Here is an 18226-nt window from a genome sequence, read left to right as displayed (position 1 = left end):
TTAGATATGTGAATAATTGGTTTTCATAAGCTGGCCGTAAGACGGCTGTATTTCGAAAAAGCTGGTTGTAAATACGTTTTAGACGGTTGCAACGGCCGTAAGACGGCTGCAGTATGAAAAAGACGGCTGTAATTTGTTTTAGACGCTTGTAAGCGGCCATCAGACGCCTGCAGCGACGAAAAGTTGGCTGTAAGTGGCCGTAAGACGTCTGCTGCAGAATGAAAAAGACGGCTGTAATTTGCTTTAGACGCTTGTAAGCGGCCATCAGACGCCTGCAGCGACGAAAAGTTGGCTGTAAGTGGCCGTAAGACGGCTGCAGAATGAAAAAGACGGCTGTAATTTGCTTTAGACGCTTGTAAGCGGCCATCAGACGCCTGCAGCGACGAAAAGTTGGCTGTAAGTGGCCGTAAGACGGCTGCAGTATGAAAAAGTCGGCTGTAATTTGAATTAGACGCTTGTAAGCGGCCATCAGACGCCTGCAGCGGCGAAAAGTTGGCTGTAAGTGGCCGTAAGACGGCTGCAGAATGAAAAAGACGGCTGTATTTTGAATTAGACGCTTGTAAGCGGCCATCAGACGCCTGCAGCGACGAAAAGTTGGCTGTAAGTGGCCGTAAGACGGCTGCAGCATGAAAAAGACGGCTGTAAGCGGCCTTTAGATAATAGGTGCAAACGACTTTTAGCAGCATATACTGCCTCCAGTAGCGTATACTGGATGATGGCGCACATAGATAGGCGCTTTGAGGTTGGGATTCGGTGACTATCAGTTTCAATCGTACGGCGGTTCGTGTATGGCCAACATGCACCTAAAAATTCTAAAGCGAAAAGTGGTGCCCGGTTGGGGTTAAAAACCTGCTGAGCAGTGATTTGCTGTTTAAATTACCACTTCACGGCATAAGATCAAACCATTCTAAGTAAAATACCCAAAATAGGGGAGTCGAGATTTATTTGGGGATTGCTCTTTTACCAATATTTGGTAACTTTATGGCATGGGAAAAAATACATCAATATCACTTGGAGACTATTTTGATAATTTTGTCAAACAAAGTGTCACGGAAGGTCGCTTTAAGAATGTAAGCGAAGTGGTACGCGCAGGATTAAGGCTGCTTGAAGAAGAAGAGCGTAAAGTGACTTCACTCAAGCAGGCCATTCAAGAAGGGGTTGATAGTGGAGTTGCAGAAGATTTTGATCCATCTACTCATCTGGACCAGCTAAAGTCATCCCGATCAAATGGGTAATTATCGTTTGACCAACCGAGCTGTTCGGGACCTGACAGAAATTTGGAACTACACTTTTGATCATTGGTCAGAGCTTCAGGCGGATACTTATCACAAGCAACTTGTAAACGCTTTTAAGGCCATTGCATCTTCTCCTGATCTAGGGCGTAACTATGATATGATAAGAATGGGTCTGTGTGGATACAAGGTGAATCGTCATATCATTTTCTATCGTAAGGTCTCAGATAACCTGGTTGAGATAACCAGAATACTACATGAGCGTATGGACCTGAAAAATCGACTGAAGTAAGAAGTTTTATTCCAGTAAAGAAATCTAAGCTTCATTGTCTCTAACTACGTGCATGGTTTTTCCTTATGCTTCGAGACTGGGTTTTGTCATGGTGAGATGGGGGGCGCCTAGTCGGGGGCGCCAAGCCTCGAACCATCAGACAAAACCAAAAAAGGCCAGGACTTGCGCCCTGACCTTTTCGTGAATCACCGGTAAAAGTGTTTCTTTATTTGATATAAAACTCGATGGTCTGCTCGGAGGTATTGCCCAGAAAATCTACCGTCTGTACGCGGAGCTCATGCTTGCCTTTGCGCAAGCCAGAGATCAGGCCGGCATACGGCTTCAGGTCATTATTGCCCAGTGCATAGGAGAGCTTACTCACACCAGAGGTCTGATCCACGGCTGAGAGGAAGATCCCCACGGTGACCGGATACACCGGCTTGCCATTTTTCTCACCCGTTTGTCCGGTATTAAACTGGATGATGCTCCTTGGTGCGGTTTTGTCCAGGTAAAACGAAAATTGTGAAGTGTTGCGGTTGTTTACATTGTCATACCCAAAGTACTCCAGCGTGTGGTAGCCCTCAGGAGTTTCGCTCAGCGTAAATGGTCCCTCGTAGTTCGTTTCGCCCACCATGTTTTCCAGGCTGTGGCTCATGTATTGCAGGCCAGATTCCGGGTCTTTGCCCGTCAGGCGGATTTTCGAATAGGGCCCGATAAACAGCGTATCGTCACGCGTAAAGGAGAAGTTGCGAATGCTGTGATCAATCACCGGCCCGGTGAGGTCTACATAAAACTTCGCCACATTGTGCTTAAACTCCTCATAGCCTCCATGGCTGGTGTAGCCCGTATTGCCTTTGGCAGTAGAGTTGTTGAGGTTGTCTACAGAGTAGTACCGAATGCTATGCACCCCAGATACACTCGGGAGGTAAAACGGCTGCTTGTATTCCTGAAACTCATTACCATCTACCGAAAACATCACTTCTTTTACGCCCACTTTGTTGTCTACGGCAGTGAGCTTTAGCTTGGTACGCCCGGAAAAGTACACCTCGTCCTCCACAATAAAGCGGTCACCCAGTACGTCTGCCACCATAAGTGGTGCAGATTTGTCCAGGTAAAACGAAAAGCTTTTTTCCTGCTCTACATTGTTTACCTGGTCTTTGGCATAGTAGGTCACCGTATGGTCGCCTTCATCCAGGTCAGTGAATGGCAGGTTGCCACCGCGGTATTTTTTAAATGCCTGATCATCGAAGCGGTAGTATACATCGGCCACACCAGAGATAGAGTCTAGGGCCAGGATGTACATCTTAGATCCTAGAGAGATCACCTGGTCTTCCGTGATGCCATTTACCGTAAGGTCACTGTATGGTGCAGTAGGGTCTATGGTAAAGGTCACCGACTGGGTTTCTTCCACATTGCCCACCATGTCTTCACTACTGTAAGCGAGGGTATACACCCCCGCTTGAGCAAAACTGATTGGAGTGCTGTATGGAGCAAATGCTCCGTCGTTGATTTTATAGAGTAGCTTGCGCACGCCAGAGAGCTGGTCTTTGGCCTGCAGCCCAATGCGCAGCCCTGCTTTGTAGTAGGTTACGCCTTCGTTGGCATACTTATCTACCTGCTCATAGCTGGTGGTGGTGATCGGTGCCAGTCCGTCGGCATAGATCTCAAAAAGCACTTCCGTATCTGGGAGCACTCGCCCTGTTTCCGGATCCACGGCATTGCGCGAGCGGATGTAGTTTACCCCCTCAGTATCCAGGTAAAAAGGATCAGCGTATTCGGGAGTGGCCTGGCTTTTGAGGCGCTCCTGAGGGCCGTTGGGGTTGTCAGAAATAAACAAGTAAACAGGTGTAGACTTGCGCCAGTACAGGTTGCCAGTAGAGTCAGTGTGATGGGTGGGCTTTTGGGCCATGGCGGCAAAAACCATCAGTAGTGCGACAAGTGTAAAAATCCTTTTCATATGGTGTGTGCGCTATGTGTTTAGAGGATGCTTTTTAGTTTTGAAATCGGAGTTTAAATTCGGTGCCCACCTCGGGTTCGCTAGATACTTCTATCACTCCGCCAACCTTTTCTATGAGCTCTTTGCAGAGGATCAGTCCCAGGCCGGAGCCTTTTTCTTTGTCTGTTCCCACCGAGCTGCGGTTGGTAGAGATGTCAAAAAGTGAAGCCACTTTTTCGGGCTTCATGCCCACTCCCGTGTCCTTTACGATCACACAGTCTTCTTCAGGAGAGTGGTTGTAGCTGATGGCTACACTGCCCCCTTTTGGGGTAAATTTCAGTGCATTTTGGATGAGGTTTCTTAGCACAATGTCTACCGTATCCGGGTCGCTAAAGAGCACATCATTGTTTGTGATGCTGCTGCTTAGCGCAATTTCTTTTTTGGTGGCATGCTCCTGCAGTAGTCGAAAGTTTTTCTCCACGATTTCGGCTACAGCCACTTCTTCTTTTTTAGGTACGGCTTTTTCTAGCTGCGAGCGCGACCAGGTGAGGAGGTTTTCCAGTAGCGTGGCACTATTGGCCAGCTGTGATTCTACCCCTTTTAGAGCATTCCGCAGTTCATCGGGTACGTCAAACAGGTCGATGTAAGAGAAAAAGCCTCTCAAGGAGGAAATAGGGCTGCGTAGGTCGTGTGAGATCACAGAAAAGATGCGGTCCTTGGTATGGTTGGCCACTTCCAGCTCCTGGCGCTGCTCCTCTATGGAGCGGTTTTTTTCTTCCAGCACCTGGTTGTGCTGCTTGGTCTTGCGCACGTTGATCAGGATCAGTATGGCGATGATCACCCCGGCTATCACCACAATGATGAGTGTGGTGAGGTAGGCATTCTTCTGTACTTCCAGCTTTTGGTTTTCGATGTGCTGCGCCTCGGCTTCCAGATCGCTCAGCTGCTTGTCGCGCTCCAGTAGCTCCAGCTCCAGCTCCTGGGCCGAAAGACTAGAGTAGAGGCTTTGGTTGATGGAGTCCTTCTGCTGGAGTTCTTCGTTTTTCTGATAGAGTTCCAGCTGCTTTTTGAGGAGTTCGTTTTCCTTCAGCGCCTTCTCTGCGGCGAGTTGTTGTTTTTGTACCCGTTCTTTTTCCAGTTGTTCGTTTACACCTTTGATCTCCTCACGCTGGATCTGCTCATGAAAACTCTTGTATAGCTCAAAATACTGTAGTGAGCGCTCCACATCTCCCATCTTTTCGTAAGTCTCCGACAGCATGCCATATACGCTCCGCATCTGCTGTTTGTCGTAGTGCTCTCTGGCCAGATCCAGAGCTTCAGAAAGTCTTTTGACGGATTCTTCGTAGCGCTCCAGATTGTTGAGCACCACGGCCATGTTTACCAGCGCAGCGATGATGCCTACTTCCTCATTGCTCGCCCGCCGGGCAGCTAGTGTTTTGCTAAACTTGTCCAGCGACTGCTCATACCGACCCAGGTCAGCGTAGAGCATACCCAGGTTGTTGTTGATCATGGCTATGCCGTTTTCGTTAGCCACGCGCATGTTGAGGTCCAGCGACTGCTCGTAGTATTTGGCTGCTTCTTCGTAGTGATTGTTGTTCCAGTAGACAAACGCCACGTCGTTGAGTGCACCACTAGCTCCGCGGAAGTCATCGCGGGCTATGAGGTCGTCATATTTTTGGAGGTTAGCTACTACGATCCCACTGTCGCTTCGGGATAGCGGATGTTTTTGGGCGGAGGCCCATAGGCTGATGAGCAGCACAAGTACGAATAGACCTGTTGATTTGGTCATTTTATGGGGAGCTATTAAAACTGATTGTTAAGGTTATTTTATCCAAAGCGTGGGCCCTGGAATGGTCGGTTGGCTAGACTCGGGTTGGTTACCAAATCTAATCAAAGAATAGCGCCCACGATGTGAGGTTTTCGATGATGACGGGCTTTCACCCGTTAGGTGATGGAATTGGGCAGGTGAAAGTTAGGCGATGGGTGGAGGTAAAAAAACACCCCGCAACGAAAAGGTCGGAGCGGGGTGTGTATGAAATTGTGCTTAGCTACGAGGATCGAGGATCACGTCGATTCTAGCGATGAGGTCTTCTATGTGAAAGCGCGAGAGCGCGTTTCGCTGGCGGCTGAGCCCGCGTGACAGTTCTGATTTGAGCAGTTTGAGGTTGCCACGAGCAATCGACGGCACGTCAGAGGTGCGCAGATCGTTATCCTCCGTATTGGTCAGTTCTCCCAGCTTTTCTACAAAAGCCTTCTGGAGGTTGCGACGGAACAGGTCTATGGTCTTACCGCTTCGGAGTTCGCTAAACACGCCCTTTCGCACATCCGTGAAAAGCTGTGAGGCAGCATAGGCATCTGTGCCGTTGAGGGCTTCGTTTTCCAGCATTCTTCCCAGACGGTCGCCTTGTAGCAGTCGGTTGAGGGTGCGGGTTTGTAGTGCTTTGATGCGGTCCACGATGCCTTCCTCTTCGATTCGAGACAAGATGCCGGGGTGGATGACCCACTCAGGTGTGGTAAATAGCTGCTCATTGAGAAAGGCTACGGCTCTGCGTTGCTTGTCTTTAGAAGCGTGCGTATACACCGCACCGTCCTGATCGGCGGTTTTGTAGTATTCGTACACACCACCCACATTGGCGGTGACATGACCCATGTAGCGGTTGTATTGCCCAACTACATTGCTGTAAAGCTCTGCCAGGTCTTCGTAGTTTTTGCCATCTTCGGTGCCCCACTCCAATAGCTGGGCGATGATGCGCTGCAGGTTGGCGATCCCATATTCGGATGCACGCATGGAGTCGTCACCCAGGTCTTCCGTTTGTGCACTAGGGTCGGTCGGGCTCCATCTTTGTCTACCAAAACGATAAACAGGATCGTCGGCTTTTTCCAAAATCCACGCATTGAGGGTGGTTTCTTCATCTTCAGGAGCTTGTACATTAGGAACTGGGCGGTAGCCATACCAGATGGACCAGTCGTCATATTCTCCCACTCGAGGGAAGAAGTTGGTCACGCCATCACCAGGTTGCGCGATGTAGTTGAATCGGGCATAGTCCATGATGGATGGAGCCACTCCATGAGTAGCAGTAAATGTAGGTGAGCGTAGGGAGTCTACGGGATAGGCTACACTAGAGCCCATGTTGTGCGGCAGGCCGAGTGTGTGACCTACTTCATGAGCCGCCACAAAGCGGATGAGCTCGCCCATCAGTTCGTCATCAAACTGAATTTTGCGTGCATCTTCGTTTACCGCAGCAGTCTGGATGGCATACCAGTTGCGGAGCAGGTTCATTACGTTGTGGTACCATAGGATGTCGCTTTCGAGGATTTCGCCAGTACGCGGATCGTGTACGTGTGGGCCCTGAGCATTTTGGATATCCGTAGCGATGTATCGGATCACCGAGTAGCGCACGTCTTCTGGGCTCCAGTCCGGGTCCTCTTCGGGTGTAGGTGCGTCTTTGGCAATGATGGCGTTTTTCAGTCCTGCTTTCTCAAAAGCGCTTTGCCAGTCTTCCACACCCTGTTTGATGTAAGGTCTCCAGACTTCCGGAGTGGCTGGATCTATGTAATACACGATCGGTTTTACGGGTTCCACCGCTTCGCCATTGTTAAACGCTTCCCAGTCGCTGGGCTCTAGTCTCCATCTGGTGATGAAGCGGTTTTTTGCAGCACGGTGCTCTTCTTTGGAGTAGTCGATCTGGCGAATAGAGAAGTAGCCCACACGCTCATCGAAGTTTCGAGGTACCATGGGGTCTTCTGGTAGCAGGATCATCGACTGGTTCATCTCTATGCTGAGGGCATCGGTAAGTTGGTTGTCCGGGAGGTTTTTGCCCTTGTAGGTTAGGATGTGGCGTATTTCCATGTTTTCCGGAAAGGCCTTCACCCAGGAGATCACCGAGCGGCTTTTGTCTACCGATGACACTTTGAAGTTTTTGCGTTGTGATTCGTACAGCGCCCCGATCATGGGCACGTCCGTAGTGAAAAAGTTTTCGATGTTGATCACATAGCTCGCTGAGTCTTTGCCTAGCGCTTCTATTTTGAAAGTGTGGATGATTGGCTCAAAGTTGTTGTTGACCACAGAAAGGTAGATCGGGTCTTCTTCGCTAGCTACAGAGTTGTACGAGACAGAGCGCAGCAGGAGGGAGTTGTCTTTGCGCTGAAAGCGAATGACCTGCTGTGGGCGGGATTTCATGCCTGCTCCTCCGAAGTTGAGCCCTTTTACGTGGCCCGAGATACGGGAGACGATGAGGATTTCTTTTTCCAGTAAGTCTTCAGAGATTTCAAAGTAGTACTTGTCATCTACTTTGTGAAAGGTGAAAAGTCCTTCGTCGGTTTGAGCATCGTCGGTGATGACTTCCGAATATTTCTTGAAGGGAGATTTTTTCTTGGGTTTGGACTGCTCAGTGGCGGCCTTTTTTTTCTTTTTTCCGAAGAGTTGAGCGCTGGTATCGTGACAGGCCATTGCCGTCACAATCATTAGCGCCAGTAGTAGTGGCTTTCGCATGATTTTCAGGATTGTTTTGATTTTGAATGGCTGGCAAAATAAAACAGTCAGGTGAGAAAGTGATCCAAAAATCCATAAAAGGCCGATTTGGAGGATGTGAAGAGGTGTCTGAGTGATTTGAATGGAGGTGTAGCCATAAAAAAAGCTGCTTCTAACTACCGGTATCATACCGGATATTAAAAACAGCCTCTCAAAAATGTGTAAATGCCTGCTTACATGTGAATCGGGCGATTGTCTGTCGCTGCCAGACATGCCTCTTTCACCGCTTCCATGTAGGTAGGGTGTGCATGCGACATGCGTGATACATCTTCTGCCGATGCTCTGTATTCCATAGCAGTGACACCTGCTGCGATCATGTCTGCTGCTCGTGCACCTATGATATGGATGCCCAGTATTTCGTCGGTTTCTTTGTCTGCCAGGATTTTTACCAGTCCGTCCAGGTCCATAGAAGCTCTGGCTCGTCCGAGGGCTTTGTATGGAAACTTGCCAACTTTGTATTTCTGGCCTTTTTCCTTGAGCTGCTCTTCCGTAAAGCCTACGCTGGCTACCTCTGGCCAGGTGTACACCACGCCAGGGATGAGGTTGTAGTTGATGTGTGGTTTTTGTCCTGCGATAGATTCCGCTACGAACACGCCTTCTTCTTCAGCTTTGTGAGCCAGCATGGCACCTTTCACTACATCACCTATTGCCCAGATGTTATCTACACTGGTTTTTAGGTTGCCATCTACTTCGATGCGGCCTTGCTTGTCAGTGCTGATACCTACATTTTCCAGTCCAAGCCCCTCAGTGTATGGCTTGCGCCCGATAGATACCAGGCAGTAGTCGCCTTTTAGTTCCAGAGCTTCACCTTTTTGACTTTCAGCCGTAATGGTGACTTCTTTGCCTTTGGCTTCTACGGCAGTTACCTTGTGGCTGGTGTAGATGTCAAAGCCAAGCTTTTTGAGGGACTTTTGCAGCTCTTTGCCCATGGTGCCATCCATGGTGGGTATGAGGTTGTCCAGGTATTCTACCACCGACACCTTTGCGCCCAGTCGCGCATACACGGAGCCCAGCTCCATACCGATCACACCACCACCGATCACGATCATGTGCTTGGGTACTTCTTTGAGTTCGAGTGCTTCCGTGCTGGTAATCACACGTTTTTTGTCCAGCTCGATGAAGGGGAGGGAAGCAGGCTTGGAGCCTGTAGCGATGATCACTTTTTCAGAAGTGATTTCTTTCTCCTCTTTTTCACCTTTTATTACAATGGTGTTTTTGTCTTTGAAACTCCCTACGCCCTGATGCACATCTATTTTGTTCTTTTTCATCAGGTAGGCGATACCGTCCACATTTTGCTTTACCACATCAGCCTTGCGGGCGATCATCTGCTTGAGGTTTACCTTGGGTTTGTTGATGTCTATCCCGTGTTCTTTGAAGGTGGTTTCTGCATTGTGAAAGTGCTCCGAAGAGTCCAGCAATGCCTTGGACGGAATACAGCCTACATTGAGGCAGGTACCACCTAAAGTAGGATATTTTTCGATCAGCGCAGTTTTGTATCCGAGCTGTGCGGCTCGGATAGCTGCTACATAGCCTCCGGGGCCTGAGCCTATGACGGTAATATCGTATTGCATATCAATAGTGTTTTTCTATGAAATCGGATAAAGAAATAAACGTCTTGTAGTAATTCTGTATGTTTCGATAAAGCTCATTTGCGATCGCTTCATCGTATGTGTGAGAAGTGAGGTTTCTGCCACGCTGGGCATCCAGCCACAAGTCTTCCCGGTCTATAATTCTTAGTTCTACGGCTTTTTTGATACACGAAGTAATCCCTCCGGCTACAGGAGCTCCATTCTCAAATTCAATTATTCGTTTTAAAAGCTTCCAGCCCATCTCGAAGCAATACTCAAACCGCTGAATACACGCATCGCGCACGATCTCAGACTTGGGCAGCTTCAGTGCTTCTTCCAGAGAAGAGAGACCTTTTCTGAAAACTTTATTTCGTTCCTTTAGGAGTTCTAATGACATCATATCTGTCTAAATATTCCACATTTTTCATGGCAACACTCCGAAAACTGTCACTGACCGAACGAAAGTCAGTGACATCAAACTGGTATAAAATAGGAAGCGCATCCAACATGATCATAAAATCTGCTAGCGCTTCCATGGGTATTTTATCAGTATGTAGCAGCCCCAAGTCTATATCTGCGGGAATCAAATGCTCTAGATTTGCCTGACTACCGTAAATAAAGACTTCTGTTTCTGCTGGGAGGCAAACAGCCGCAGCGATTCCGATTTGCCGTAAAACTTCAGCTTTTCGATCCTGCTGCTTCGCTATGTCGTTTGCCTTTGTCATTTTACACGCCTAGTAAGATTCTGGTAGGATCTTCGAGGAGTTGCTTCATGCGTACCAGGAAGCTTACAGACTCACGTCCATCAATGATGCGGTGATCGTAAGAGAGCGCCACATACATGATTGGTCTCACCACAATTTCTCCGTTTTCTACCACGGGACGCTCTACGATGTTGTGCATCCCAAGGATAGCAGACTGAGGCGCGTTGATGATCGGGGTGGAGAGCATAGACCCGAAAATACCACCGTTGGTGATGGTAAAGGTGCCACCCTGCATTTCATCGATGCTGAGCTTGCCATCGCGAGCTTTGGTAGCCAGGCGGATGACTTCTTTTTCCACCTGATCGAAGCTGAGCGACTCAGCGTTTCTGATTACCGGCACTACCAGACCTTTTGGAGTAGATACGGCTATCGATACGTCACAATAGTCGTGGAATACCAGCTCCTCACCATCGATGGCAGCATTCACTGCCGGCCAATCCTGTAGTGCCATACAAGCAGCTTTGGTAAAGAATGACATGAAGCCTAAGCCTACTTCGTGTTTGTCTTTGAAGCTCTCTTTGTATTTTTTGCGGATGTCCATGATCGGCTGCATGTTCACCTCGTTGAAGGTGGTGAGCATGGCCGTTTCATTTTTCACTGAAACCAGACGCTTGGAGATGGTCTTTCTCAGTGAGGTCATTTTCTCACGGTTTTGCTCTCGGCTGGCACCTGTTTTGATTTCTGGTGCGTCGTAGCTCGGCTTAGACTTTTGCTCTTGCTTTGGAGCTTCTTTTTTAGGTGCTTCTTTCTTCGGAGCAGGTTTTTCGGCTTTCATGGCATCTTCTTTGGTGATGCGGCCGTCTTTGCCTGTACCTTTTACATCTGCCGGATCTATTCCTTTTTCCTTCAGGATTTTGGCTGCTGCTGGCGATGCGTGCCCTGCTGCGTAATTGTCATCTGATGAAGCGCTGGATTCGGAACTGTCTGATGCAGCATCTGAACTGCTGGCAGAGGAGCCAGCAGACTCGCTAACTTCTATCTTGCAGATGAGGGCACCTATTTCGAGTGTTTCTCCTTCTTCTGCTATGATTTCCAGTTTGCCACTAGCTTCGGCCGTAAGCTCAAAGGTGGCTTTGTCAGACTCTATTTCGGCGATCACCTCGTCGAGTTCTACCGTATCTCCAGATTGCTTAGTCCAGTTGGAGATGGTCACTTCGTTGATAGACTCACCTACTGCAGGCACATGCATTTCTTTGATTTCGCCGGTAGGTTTGCTTTCTTCCTGCTTGGGCTCTTCTTTAGGTTCTTCTTTTTGCTCTGCTTTAGACTCATCGATTTCACAAAGCACCGCTCCTATATCTAATGTGTCGCCCTCCTGGGCTTTGATGGATAGCTGGCCGGCAGCTTCGGCGGTCACTTCAAAGGTGGCTTTGTCGGATTCGAGCTCACAGATCACCTCGTCCATTTCTACCAAATCCCCATCGCTTTTCATCCATTGGGCAATGGTCACTTCGGTGATCGACTCACCTACAGCCGGTACTTTCATTTCAAGGCTCATAATTGTCTTGGTTATATTTCGAATGCTTTGTTAACGATTTGTGCTTGTTCTTCTTTGTGTACTTTGGAATACCCTGTAGCAGGTGAAGCCATCGACTTGCGCGAAACAAGTGTGAGGTCCAGACCTGAGATTCGCAGCATAAAGCTCCAGGCTCCCATGTTTTCGGGTTCTTCTTGTACCCATACCAATTTAGGCTTGCTATATTTCTTCAGTATTTTCTCCAGTTGTTTTTTAGGATAAGGATACAGCTGCTCCAGTCGTACAATTGCTACGTCTTTGGCTTTGCGCTTTTGCTGCTCCTCCAACAGGTCGAAATATACCTTGCCAGTACATAGTAAGACTTTCTTTACGTTTTTGTTGGTCACATAGTCGTCACCAAGAACTTCCTGGAAGCTTCCTTTCGTAAACTCTTCGATAGGCGAAACAACCTTAGGATGTCTGAGTAGTGACTTTGGCGAAAAGACCACACATGGCTTTCTAAATTCCCACGTGAGTTGTCTTCGGATCAGGTGGAAGAAGTTGGCCGGAGTGGTAATGTCTGCAATGATCATATTTTCCTGAGCAGTCATCTGCAGGAATCTTTCCATGCGGGCACTAGAGTGCTCTGGTCCCTGGCCTTCATAGCCATGAGGTAGTAGCATTACCAGTCCGTTCATGCGCTGCCACTTGGTTTCTGCACTGGTGATAAACTGGTCGATCATCACCTGTGCGCCATTAGAGAAGTCTCCAAACTGTGCTTCCCAGATCACCAGGGCATTTGGAGTGGCCATGGCATATCCATACTCAAAGCCTAAAACCGCATATTCGGAAAGGAGGGAGTTGAAAATTCTAAATGGCTCCTGATCTTCCTGGATATGGTCGAGGTTGCAGTACGGCTCGTTGGTGTTGGAGTCGAACAGGTATGAGTGGCGGTGAGAAAACGTCCCACGCTTCACGTCCTGTCCAGACATCCGCACGATTTTCTTTTCAGAAAGAAGTGATCCGTAAGCCAAAAGCTCTGCATCTGCCCAGTTCAGTGATTTTTCCTCATAGAAATGGTTGTTGCGTTCTTTAAGCAGCTTTTCGATCTGACGAAGCGGCTTGAATCCATCAGGTATTGTGGTAAGTGCCTTGGCTACTTTTTCAAGCGTATCTTTCGAAATGCTGGTATCTGGTGACTTGTCAAAGTCCTCGAGCTTACTTCTTCTTAGAAAGTGCCACTCCTCTTCAATTTTTTGTGGCTTGTATGGAAGAGGTTTTTGTTTTACCTCATCCAGACGATCCTGAAGTTGTTTTTTAAATTCTTTGTCTAGCTTTTCAGCTTCAGCTTTGTCTATGTCTTTTCGCTCTACTAGCTGCTTCACGTAGATTTCACGTGGATTGGCATGCTTGGCGATAAGGTTGTAAAGCTTCGGCTGTGTGAATTTAGGCTCGTCGCTTTCGTTATGACCGTGTCTTCTGTAGCAGAGGAGGTCTATGAAAAAGTCTTTGTTAAATGTCTGGCGGTATTCGATGGCCAGGTTCGCAGCAAAGTTTACAGCTTCTGGATCGTCACCGTTTACGTGGATCACCGGTGCATCTACAATCTTGGCCAGATCGGTACAATATATAGAGGAGCGGGCATCGTCGTAATCGGTAGTAAAGCCTACCTGGTTGTTGATCACAAAGTGGATAGTGCCTCCTGATCGGTAGCCATCTAACAACGACATCTGGATGCACTCATACACCACTCCTTGTCCTGCTACGGCTGCATCTCCATGAATCAACACCGGAACGGCCTTTTTCATATCTCCACGATACTCATCATCTATCTGAGCTCTGGTGTAGCCCAGAACTACAGGGTCTACTGCCTCCAGGTGTGAAGGGTTTGGTGCCAGCTTTACATAGATTTTTTTGCCGTTGACCTGTATGTGGCTGGAGTAGCCAAGGTGATATTTTACATCGCCATCACCCATTGTGAGGTCAGGATCGGTATTGCCTTCAAACTCCGCAAAAATTTCTTCGTAGGTCTTGCCCATGATGTTGGCCAGGACGTTGAGACGTCCGCGGTGGGCCATTCCGATCACTACTTCCTCTGCATCCAGCTCCGCAGCTCTGCGGATGATTTTGTCCAGCGCGGGGATGGTGTTTTCTCCACCTTCTAGTGAAAATCGCTTTTGGCCCAAAAACTTTGTGTGCAGGAAGTTTTCAAAAACTACCGCTTCATTAAGCTTAGAAAGGATACGTTTTTTTTCATCTTTCGGAGGGTTGATGTCTACCCCTTCTGTTTCCACCTTGTTTTTCATCCATTCGAAAATGTCCGAATTGCGCAGGTGGTTGTATTCATACCCAATATGACCAAGATATATTTTGGCTAGTCGCTCGCGAATGGTTTTTAGGGATGCTTTGCCAAGACCAATCTCACTGCCTACTTCAAACTCTTCGTTTAGGTCATCTTCCGAAAGTCCGAAGTTGTCCAGCTCCAGCCGCACGTTGTGCTTACGTCGTGGGCGTACAGGGTTGGTGTCCGACTTTAGATGTGCTCTGGATCTGTGAGCATAGATTAAGTTTCGGACTTTAATTTCTTTGGAACCCTCTAAGGCAGCTCCTGGAGCGCCATTGTCACCATATCTTTGTTGTGAAAACTCAAATCCCTCAAAGAATTTCCTCCAGGATTCGTCAATATTTTCAGGGTTTTCTTTGAAAGACTGATAGAGGTCGTCGATGTAGCCCACATCGGCATTGGAGATGTATGAATATTTGTCCATTATCTATGGGCGTTGTTAAAGCGTTAGTTTCTGAGAAACAAATATATGGAACGAATGTTTAAGATTAAAATCGCCTACCCGCTTACACAAATATCAGGGTAAATACTGAGAGTTAAATCATGGCTTTCAAAAGTGTGGAAAACAGTGTATCTTTGCGGCTCTTTAAAAATCTTTGCATGGACGAGTTCCATAAACAAAAGAAAAAGTTATGCCTGTAAAAATCAGATTAGCGCGTCGCGGACGCAAAAAACAAGCCATGTACGATGTAGTAGTGGCAGACTCAAGAGCACCACGAGATGGTAGATTTATTGAGAAGATTGGGACTTATAATCCAAATACTGACCCAGCGTCAATTTCTTTGAATGAAGAAAAAGCATTTGACTGGGTAATGAAAGGTGCACAGCCTACAGATACTGTACGCGCTATGCTCTCTTACCGTGGTATCCTTATGAAGAAGCACTTGCAAGTAGGTGTGAACAAAGGAGCGATCACGCAAGAAGAGGCCGACAAGAAATTCGAGGCATGGGTGAAGGAGAAGGATGCTAAGATTCAAGGTAAATTGGATCAACTTTCATCAGACAAGGCTGCAAAAGCGAAAGCAAGACTTGAAGCTGAGAAGAAAGTGTCTGATGCCAGAGCTGAGGCGATTGCTGCGCGTAAGAAGGCAGCAGAAGAAGCACTTGCTGCTGAAGTAGCAGAGGCTGGAGCTAGCGAAGAAGAAAAAGCGCTAGAGGAAGAAGGGTCAGAGGCTGTAGAGGAAGCAGAAGCTAAAGCTGCAGACGAGTTTTCTGAAGAAGAAAAAAAGGACTAATCCAGTAGTAGATGGGTTTTGATGAATGCTACCAGCTTGGTAATGTAGTCAAGACTCATGGTCTTCGAGGGGAGCTTGTGTTTTTCCTCGATGTGGATTTTCCCGAACAATATCAGGAAATGGAATCAGTGTTCGTTGAGCTCAGCGGTAAACTGGTTCCATTTTTTGTTGAATCCTTTCATCTCCAGGGAGAGCGAGCCATCGTAGCCCTGGAAGAGATCGAGTCTATAGAGGATGCTAAACCTCTGGTGGGTAAAAACCTTTTTCTACCGCTCGATCGCTTGCCACAACTCCCCGAAGGCAAGTATTATTTTCATCAGTTGGTTGGTTTTGAGCTTTATGACAGAGATCAATTAATAGGTGCCGTTACGGCGATCTACGAGTTGCCCACTTATCACCTGCTCAACGTAGATCATCAGGGAGTAGAAGTGTTGGTCCCTGCCGAAGATGGTATCATCCAGTCGGTAGACTTGAAAGAAAAGGTGATCAAGGCAGAATTGCCCGATGGCTTGCTGGATGTATACCTGGAGGACAAATCATGAGACTAGACATCATCACTTGCTTGCCTGATCTATTCGATGGCCCAATGAATCAGAGCATTGTAAAGCGCTCACAAACCAAGGGGCATGTGGAGATTGCGATACATAACCTGCGTGACTATGCCACTAACAAGCACAAGAATGTGGATGACTATGCCTACGGTGGTGGAGCAGGTATGGTGCTTTCTGTAGAGCCGATAGATAAGTGCATCTCCGGTCTTAAGGAGCAAAGAACCTACGAAGAAGTCATCTACCTCACCCCCGATGGGGAAACGCTCAATCAGCGAATGGCGAATCAGCTTTCGCTAAATGAAAACATGATTTTGCTCTGTGGACATTATAAAGGAGTGGATCAGCGTGTGCGAGATCATCTGGTGACCAAAGAAATCAGCATAGGTGATTATGTGCTCTCAGGTGGAGAGCTGGCAGCTATGGTGCTGGCTGATGCGCTTATTCGTTTGGTGCCGGGCGTTCTCAATGACGAATCTTCCGCGCTCACCGATTCTTTTCAGGATAATCTACTGGCCCCTCCAGTCTATAGCCGCCCCGTAGAGTACAAAGGCTGGAAAGTGCCTGAAGTACTAACCTCCGGACATGAGGCCAATATCGAAAAATGGCGCCACGATCAGGCCGTGAAGCGAACTGAAGAAAGACGACCAGACCTTCTTGATTAAAAAAATAAGTGCGACCATCATCGACAGCCACACTTAATACATCTCTCTCCGAAACTAAAGCTTAACGGCTCTATTCGCCATCATAATAGTTTATCCCTTCTAGCTTCCACCTGGTTTTTAAAGATTCCAGTGATTCGCTAAAGCGATCGAAATCCTTATTTTCCAATTGTGTCCAGCCTACTTCTGCATAAATGGCTAGTCGAGGAAAAACCTGACGCTGCATTTGAGACACTTCTGGTATCCATTCGCTCCACATCTGCGTGCCCAGACCAAGTATATGATGATGGTATTTTTCATCTAAACCTTCTGGAATAGGATTGAAAGCGTAAGACTTAGACAATGGAGTACGCTTAAATGTGTAGTCGAGATAAGTATCCCAGTGATTGGAGTTCACCACATCGTAACCATCCTGCACCGCTCGTGTGATTAGTTTCAGGTCACCTTTCCAAAAATGTACGATCGCAGATTTTGCGAGCTCCTGTTCCACTTTGGTATCTTGCCCTTCTCTCTCTTCATGAATATCATCTCCCATGATGTCATTCCATCCCATCATACGCTTACCTGCAGCATCGACATAGCTGGAAATCTCATTGGTAAAATATATCTGTAAGTCGACAGGGGAATTCAAGTCTTTGGCTTTCATAAATGCCTGAACATCTTCCGACTCCTCCCATGGTTTTAGGTTTACTTCATCACCCCCTACATGGATTACCTCTCCTGGGAACAACGCCATCACCTCATCCAGTACATCTTTGAGGAAACTCACAACTTCAGGATCTGAAATCCGGAAAGAGTCATCCATTTTACCGAAAATCTCAGACACTTCGGTAGTCGTTCCCAGCGAACCTAACCACGGATAAGCAGCCACAGCAGCCATGGCATGCCCAGGCATTTCTATCTCTGGCACTATGGTAATATGACGGTCAGCAGCGTAAGCGATAACCTCTTTGATCTGTTCCTGGGTATAAAAACCTTCGTGAGGCACTCCGGTGCGCTCTTCACTTCTGAAGCTGGTTTGAGTATCCTTTCGTTTACCTCCAACTTCCGTGAGCTTTGGATATTTTTTTATCTCAATCCGCCAGCCCTGATCATCTGTAAGATGCCAGTGAAAAGTATTGAGTTTGAGTAAAGCCATCTGATCCAACAGCTTTTTCACTTCTGCCATTCCTTTGAAATGACGAGACTCGTCCAGCATAAATGCTCTCCATGGAAATCTGGGACTATCACTGATATCGAGAACGGGGATTTCAACTCCTTCACAATTTACAAATTCGAAATCCTGTGGGAGCAGTTGACGAAAGGACTGTATACCATAGAACACTCCTGCGGGAGTTGCCGCAGAAATATTTACACCACCAGAAGTTACAGAAAGAGAGTATCCCTCTTCGCCCATTGATTCTAACAGCGAGTTGTCAAATTGAAGAACTATTCCTTTTCCTTTTTTAGCGGTTTTAGGTTTTGATCCAAATCCGCTTTCCAAAATACCAACTAGAAAATCAGCTTCATTTTCCAGCTCGGGAGATGCTATGACCTTAGTTTGAGTACCTAGTTTGAAAACACCCTCTCCATAAACAATGGATTCCGGCTCTGGTATGATTTTTACTGCTTGAGCGCTCACCTGACAAAAGGATAAAGCAAAAACCATTACAATCAATGATTTGAATATATGCATGTTT

Annotated in this window: 15 protein-coding genes; 5 read left to right on the top strand and 10 right to left on the bottom strand. The window is 47.5% G+C overall.

What is annotated here, in order from left to right; all coding sequences use genetic code 11:
- Window positions 1-23: 23 nt before the first annotated feature.
- Entirely contained in the window at window positions 24-770 is a 747-nt protein-coding gene (locus C7460_RS02025) for a hypothetical protein (protein WP_147302823.1), read from the bottom strand.
- Between the two features lie 216 nt (window positions 771-986).
- Here C7460_RS02025 and C7460_RS02020 point away from each other — a divergent pair, with 216 nt between their 5' ends.
- Window positions 987-1235, top strand: coding sequence for a type II toxin-antitoxin system ParD family antitoxin (locus C7460_RS02020; RefSeq protein ID WP_115866382.1), 249 nt, complete (start codon window positions 987-989; stop codon window positions 1233-1235).
- The gene (locus tag C7460_RS02015; protein ID WP_115866381.1) at window positions 1228-1524 is read left to right on the top strand and encodes a type II toxin-antitoxin system RelE/ParE family toxin; all 297 of its coding nucleotides are present in this window, start codon (window positions 1228-1230) and stop codon (window positions 1522-1524) included. The genes C7460_RS02020 and C7460_RS02015 overlap by 8 nt, the downstream gene beginning before the upstream one ends.
- Before the next feature lie 205 nt (window positions 1525-1729).
- Here the strand turns inward: C7460_RS02015 and C7460_RS02010 are convergent, their stop codons facing one another.
- From C7460_RS02010 to C7460_RS01975, 8 genes are all read right to left on the bottom strand, one after another.
- Entirely contained in the window at window positions 1730-3460 is a 1731-nt protein-coding gene (locus C7460_RS02010; protein ID WP_147302822.1) for an OmpL47-type beta-barrel domain-containing protein, read from the bottom strand.
- 34 nt (window positions 3461-3494) lie between these two features.
- Window positions 3495-5228, bottom strand: coding sequence for an ATP-binding protein (locus tag C7460_RS02005; protein WP_115866379.1), 1734 nt, complete (start codon window positions 5226-5228; stop codon window positions 3495-3497).
- 255 nt (window positions 5229-5483) lie between these two features.
- Window positions 5484-7931, bottom strand: a complete 2448-nt coding sequence (locus tag C7460_RS02000) for a zinc-dependent metalloprotease (RefSeq protein WP_115866522.1) — start codon at window positions 7929-7931, stop codon at window positions 5484-5486.
- Window positions 7932-8143: 212 nt separating this feature from the next.
- Window positions 8144-9541 (bottom strand): dihydrolipoyl dehydrogenase, encoded by a 1398-nt coding sequence (lpdA, locus tag C7460_RS01995; protein ID WP_115866378.1) that lies wholly within the window; start codon window positions 9539-9541, stop codon window positions 8144-8146.
- A 1-nt stretch (window position 9542) separates the two neighbouring features.
- On the bottom strand, window positions 9543-9938 hold the full coding sequence (locus tag C7460_RS01990) for an HI0074 family nucleotidyltransferase substrate-binding subunit (protein ID WP_115866377.1): 396 nt from the start codon (window positions 9936-9938) through the stop codon (window positions 9543-9545).
- The gene (locus C7460_RS01985; RefSeq protein ID WP_115866376.1) at window positions 9904-10263 is read right to left on the bottom strand and encodes a nucleotidyltransferase domain-containing protein; all 360 of its coding nucleotides are present in this window, start codon (window positions 10261-10263) and stop codon (window positions 9904-9906) included. Before C7460_RS01985 ends, C7460_RS01990 begins: the two co-directional genes overlap by 35 nt.
- Before the next feature lies 1 nt (window position 10264).
- Window positions 10265-11800, bottom strand: coding sequence for a 2-oxoglutarate dehydrogenase complex dihydrolipoyllysine-residue succinyltransferase (gene odhB / locus C7460_RS01980; protein WP_115866375.1), 1536 nt, complete (start codon window positions 11798-11800; stop codon window positions 10265-10267).
- An 11-nt stretch (window positions 11801-11811) separates the two neighbouring features.
- Window positions 11812-14526, bottom strand: coding sequence for a 2-oxoglutarate dehydrogenase E1 component (locus tag C7460_RS01975; protein ID WP_115866374.1), 2715 nt, complete (start codon window positions 14524-14526; stop codon window positions 11812-11814).
- Window positions 14527-14734: 208 nt separating this feature from the next.
- Between C7460_RS01975 and C7460_RS01970 the strand changes: the two genes are divergently transcribed.
- The 3 genes from C7460_RS01970 to trmD are packed head-to-tail and all read left to right on the top strand — an operon-like array spanning window position 14735 to window position 16550.
- On the top strand, window positions 14735-15337 hold the full coding sequence (locus tag C7460_RS01970; protein WP_115866373.1) for a 30S ribosomal protein S16: 603 nt from the start codon (window positions 14735-14737) through the stop codon (window positions 15335-15337).
- 11 nt (window positions 15338-15348) lie between these two features.
- Complete coding sequence (gene rimM / locus C7460_RS01965; RefSeq protein ID WP_115866372.1) at window positions 15349-15879, top strand: ribosome maturation factor RimM; 531 nt, start codon at window positions 15349-15351, stop codon at window positions 15877-15879.
- A complete protein-coding gene (trmD, locus tag C7460_RS01960; RefSeq protein ID WP_115866371.1) occupies window positions 15876-16550 on the top strand; it encodes a tRNA (guanosine(37)-N1)-methyltransferase TrmD in 675 nt (224 codons plus the stop codon). Before rimM ends, trmD begins: the two co-directional genes overlap by 4 nt.
- Before the next feature lie 70 nt (window positions 16551-16620).
- On the opposite strand, the gene C7460_RS01955 is transcribed toward trmD, so the two are convergent.
- Window positions 16621-18222, bottom strand: coding sequence for a beta-N-acetylhexosaminidase (locus C7460_RS01955; RefSeq protein WP_115866370.1), 1602 nt, complete (start codon window positions 18220-18222; stop codon window positions 16621-16623).
- Window positions 18223-18226: the final 4 nt, after the last annotated feature.

It is taken from the genome of Marinoscillum furvescens DSM 4134, assembly GCF_003386095.1.
In the GTDB taxonomy this organism is placed as follows: domain Bacteria; phylum Bacteroidota; class Bacteroidia; order Cytophagales; family Cyclobacteriaceae; genus Marinoscillum; species Marinoscillum furvescens.
Note: the sequence above shows the minus strand (reverse complement) of the source record. Positions and strands in the feature narration are given on the sequence as shown.

Excerpts from the sequence above, each read along its gene's own strand:
- C7460_RS02020 (WP_115866382.1), top strand. The coding sequence starts at position 987 with ATGGGAAAAAATACATCAATATCACTTGGAGACTATTTTGATAATTTT.
- C7460_RS02015 (WP_115866381.1), top strand. The coding sequence starts at position 1,228 with ATGGGTAATTATCGTTTGACCAACCGAGCTGTTCGGGACCTGACAGAA.
- C7460_RS02010 (WP_147302822.1), bottom strand. The coding sequence starts at position 3,460 with ATGAAAAGGATTTTTACACTTGTCGCACTACTGATGGTTTTTGCCGCC.
- C7460_RS02005 (WP_115866379.1), bottom strand. The coding sequence starts at position 5,228 with ATGACCAAATCAACAGGTCTATTCGTACTTGTGCTGCTCATCAGCCTA.
- C7460_RS02000 (WP_115866522.1), bottom strand. The coding sequence starts at position 7,931 with ATGCGAAAGCCACTACTACTGGCGCTAATGATTGTGACGGCAATGGCC.
- lpdA (WP_115866378.1), bottom strand. The coding sequence starts at position 9,541 with ATGCAATACGATATTACCGTCATAGGCTCAGGCCCCGGAGGCTATGTA.
- C7460_RS01990 (WP_115866377.1), bottom strand. The coding sequence starts at position 9,938 with ATGATGTCATTAGAACTCCTAAAGGAACGAAATAAAGTTTTCAGAAAA.
- C7460_RS01985 (WP_115866376.1), bottom strand. The coding sequence starts at position 10,263 with ATGACAAAGGCAAACGACATAGCGAAGCAGCAGGATCGAAAAGCTGAA.
- odhB (WP_115866375.1), bottom strand. The coding sequence starts at position 11,800 with ATGAGCCTTGAAATGAAAGTACCGGCTGTAGGTGAGTCGATCACCGAA.
- C7460_RS01975 (WP_115866374.1), bottom strand. The coding sequence starts at position 14,526 with ATGGACAAATATTCATACATCTCCAATGCCGATGTGGGCTACATCGAC.
- C7460_RS01970 (WP_115866373.1), top strand. The coding sequence starts at position 14,735 with ATGCCTGTAAAAATCAGATTAGCGCGTCGCGGACGCAAAAAACAAGCC.
- rimM (WP_115866372.1), top strand. The coding sequence starts at position 15,349 with ATGGGTTTTGATGAATGCTACCAGCTTGGTAATGTAGTCAAGACTCAT.
- trmD (WP_115866371.1), top strand. The coding sequence starts at position 15,876 with ATGAGACTAGACATCATCACTTGCTTGCCTGATCTATTCGATGGCCCA.
- C7460_RS01955 (WP_115866370.1), bottom strand. The coding sequence starts at position 18,222 with ATGCATATATTCAAATCATTGATTGTAATGGTTTTTGCTTTATCCTTT.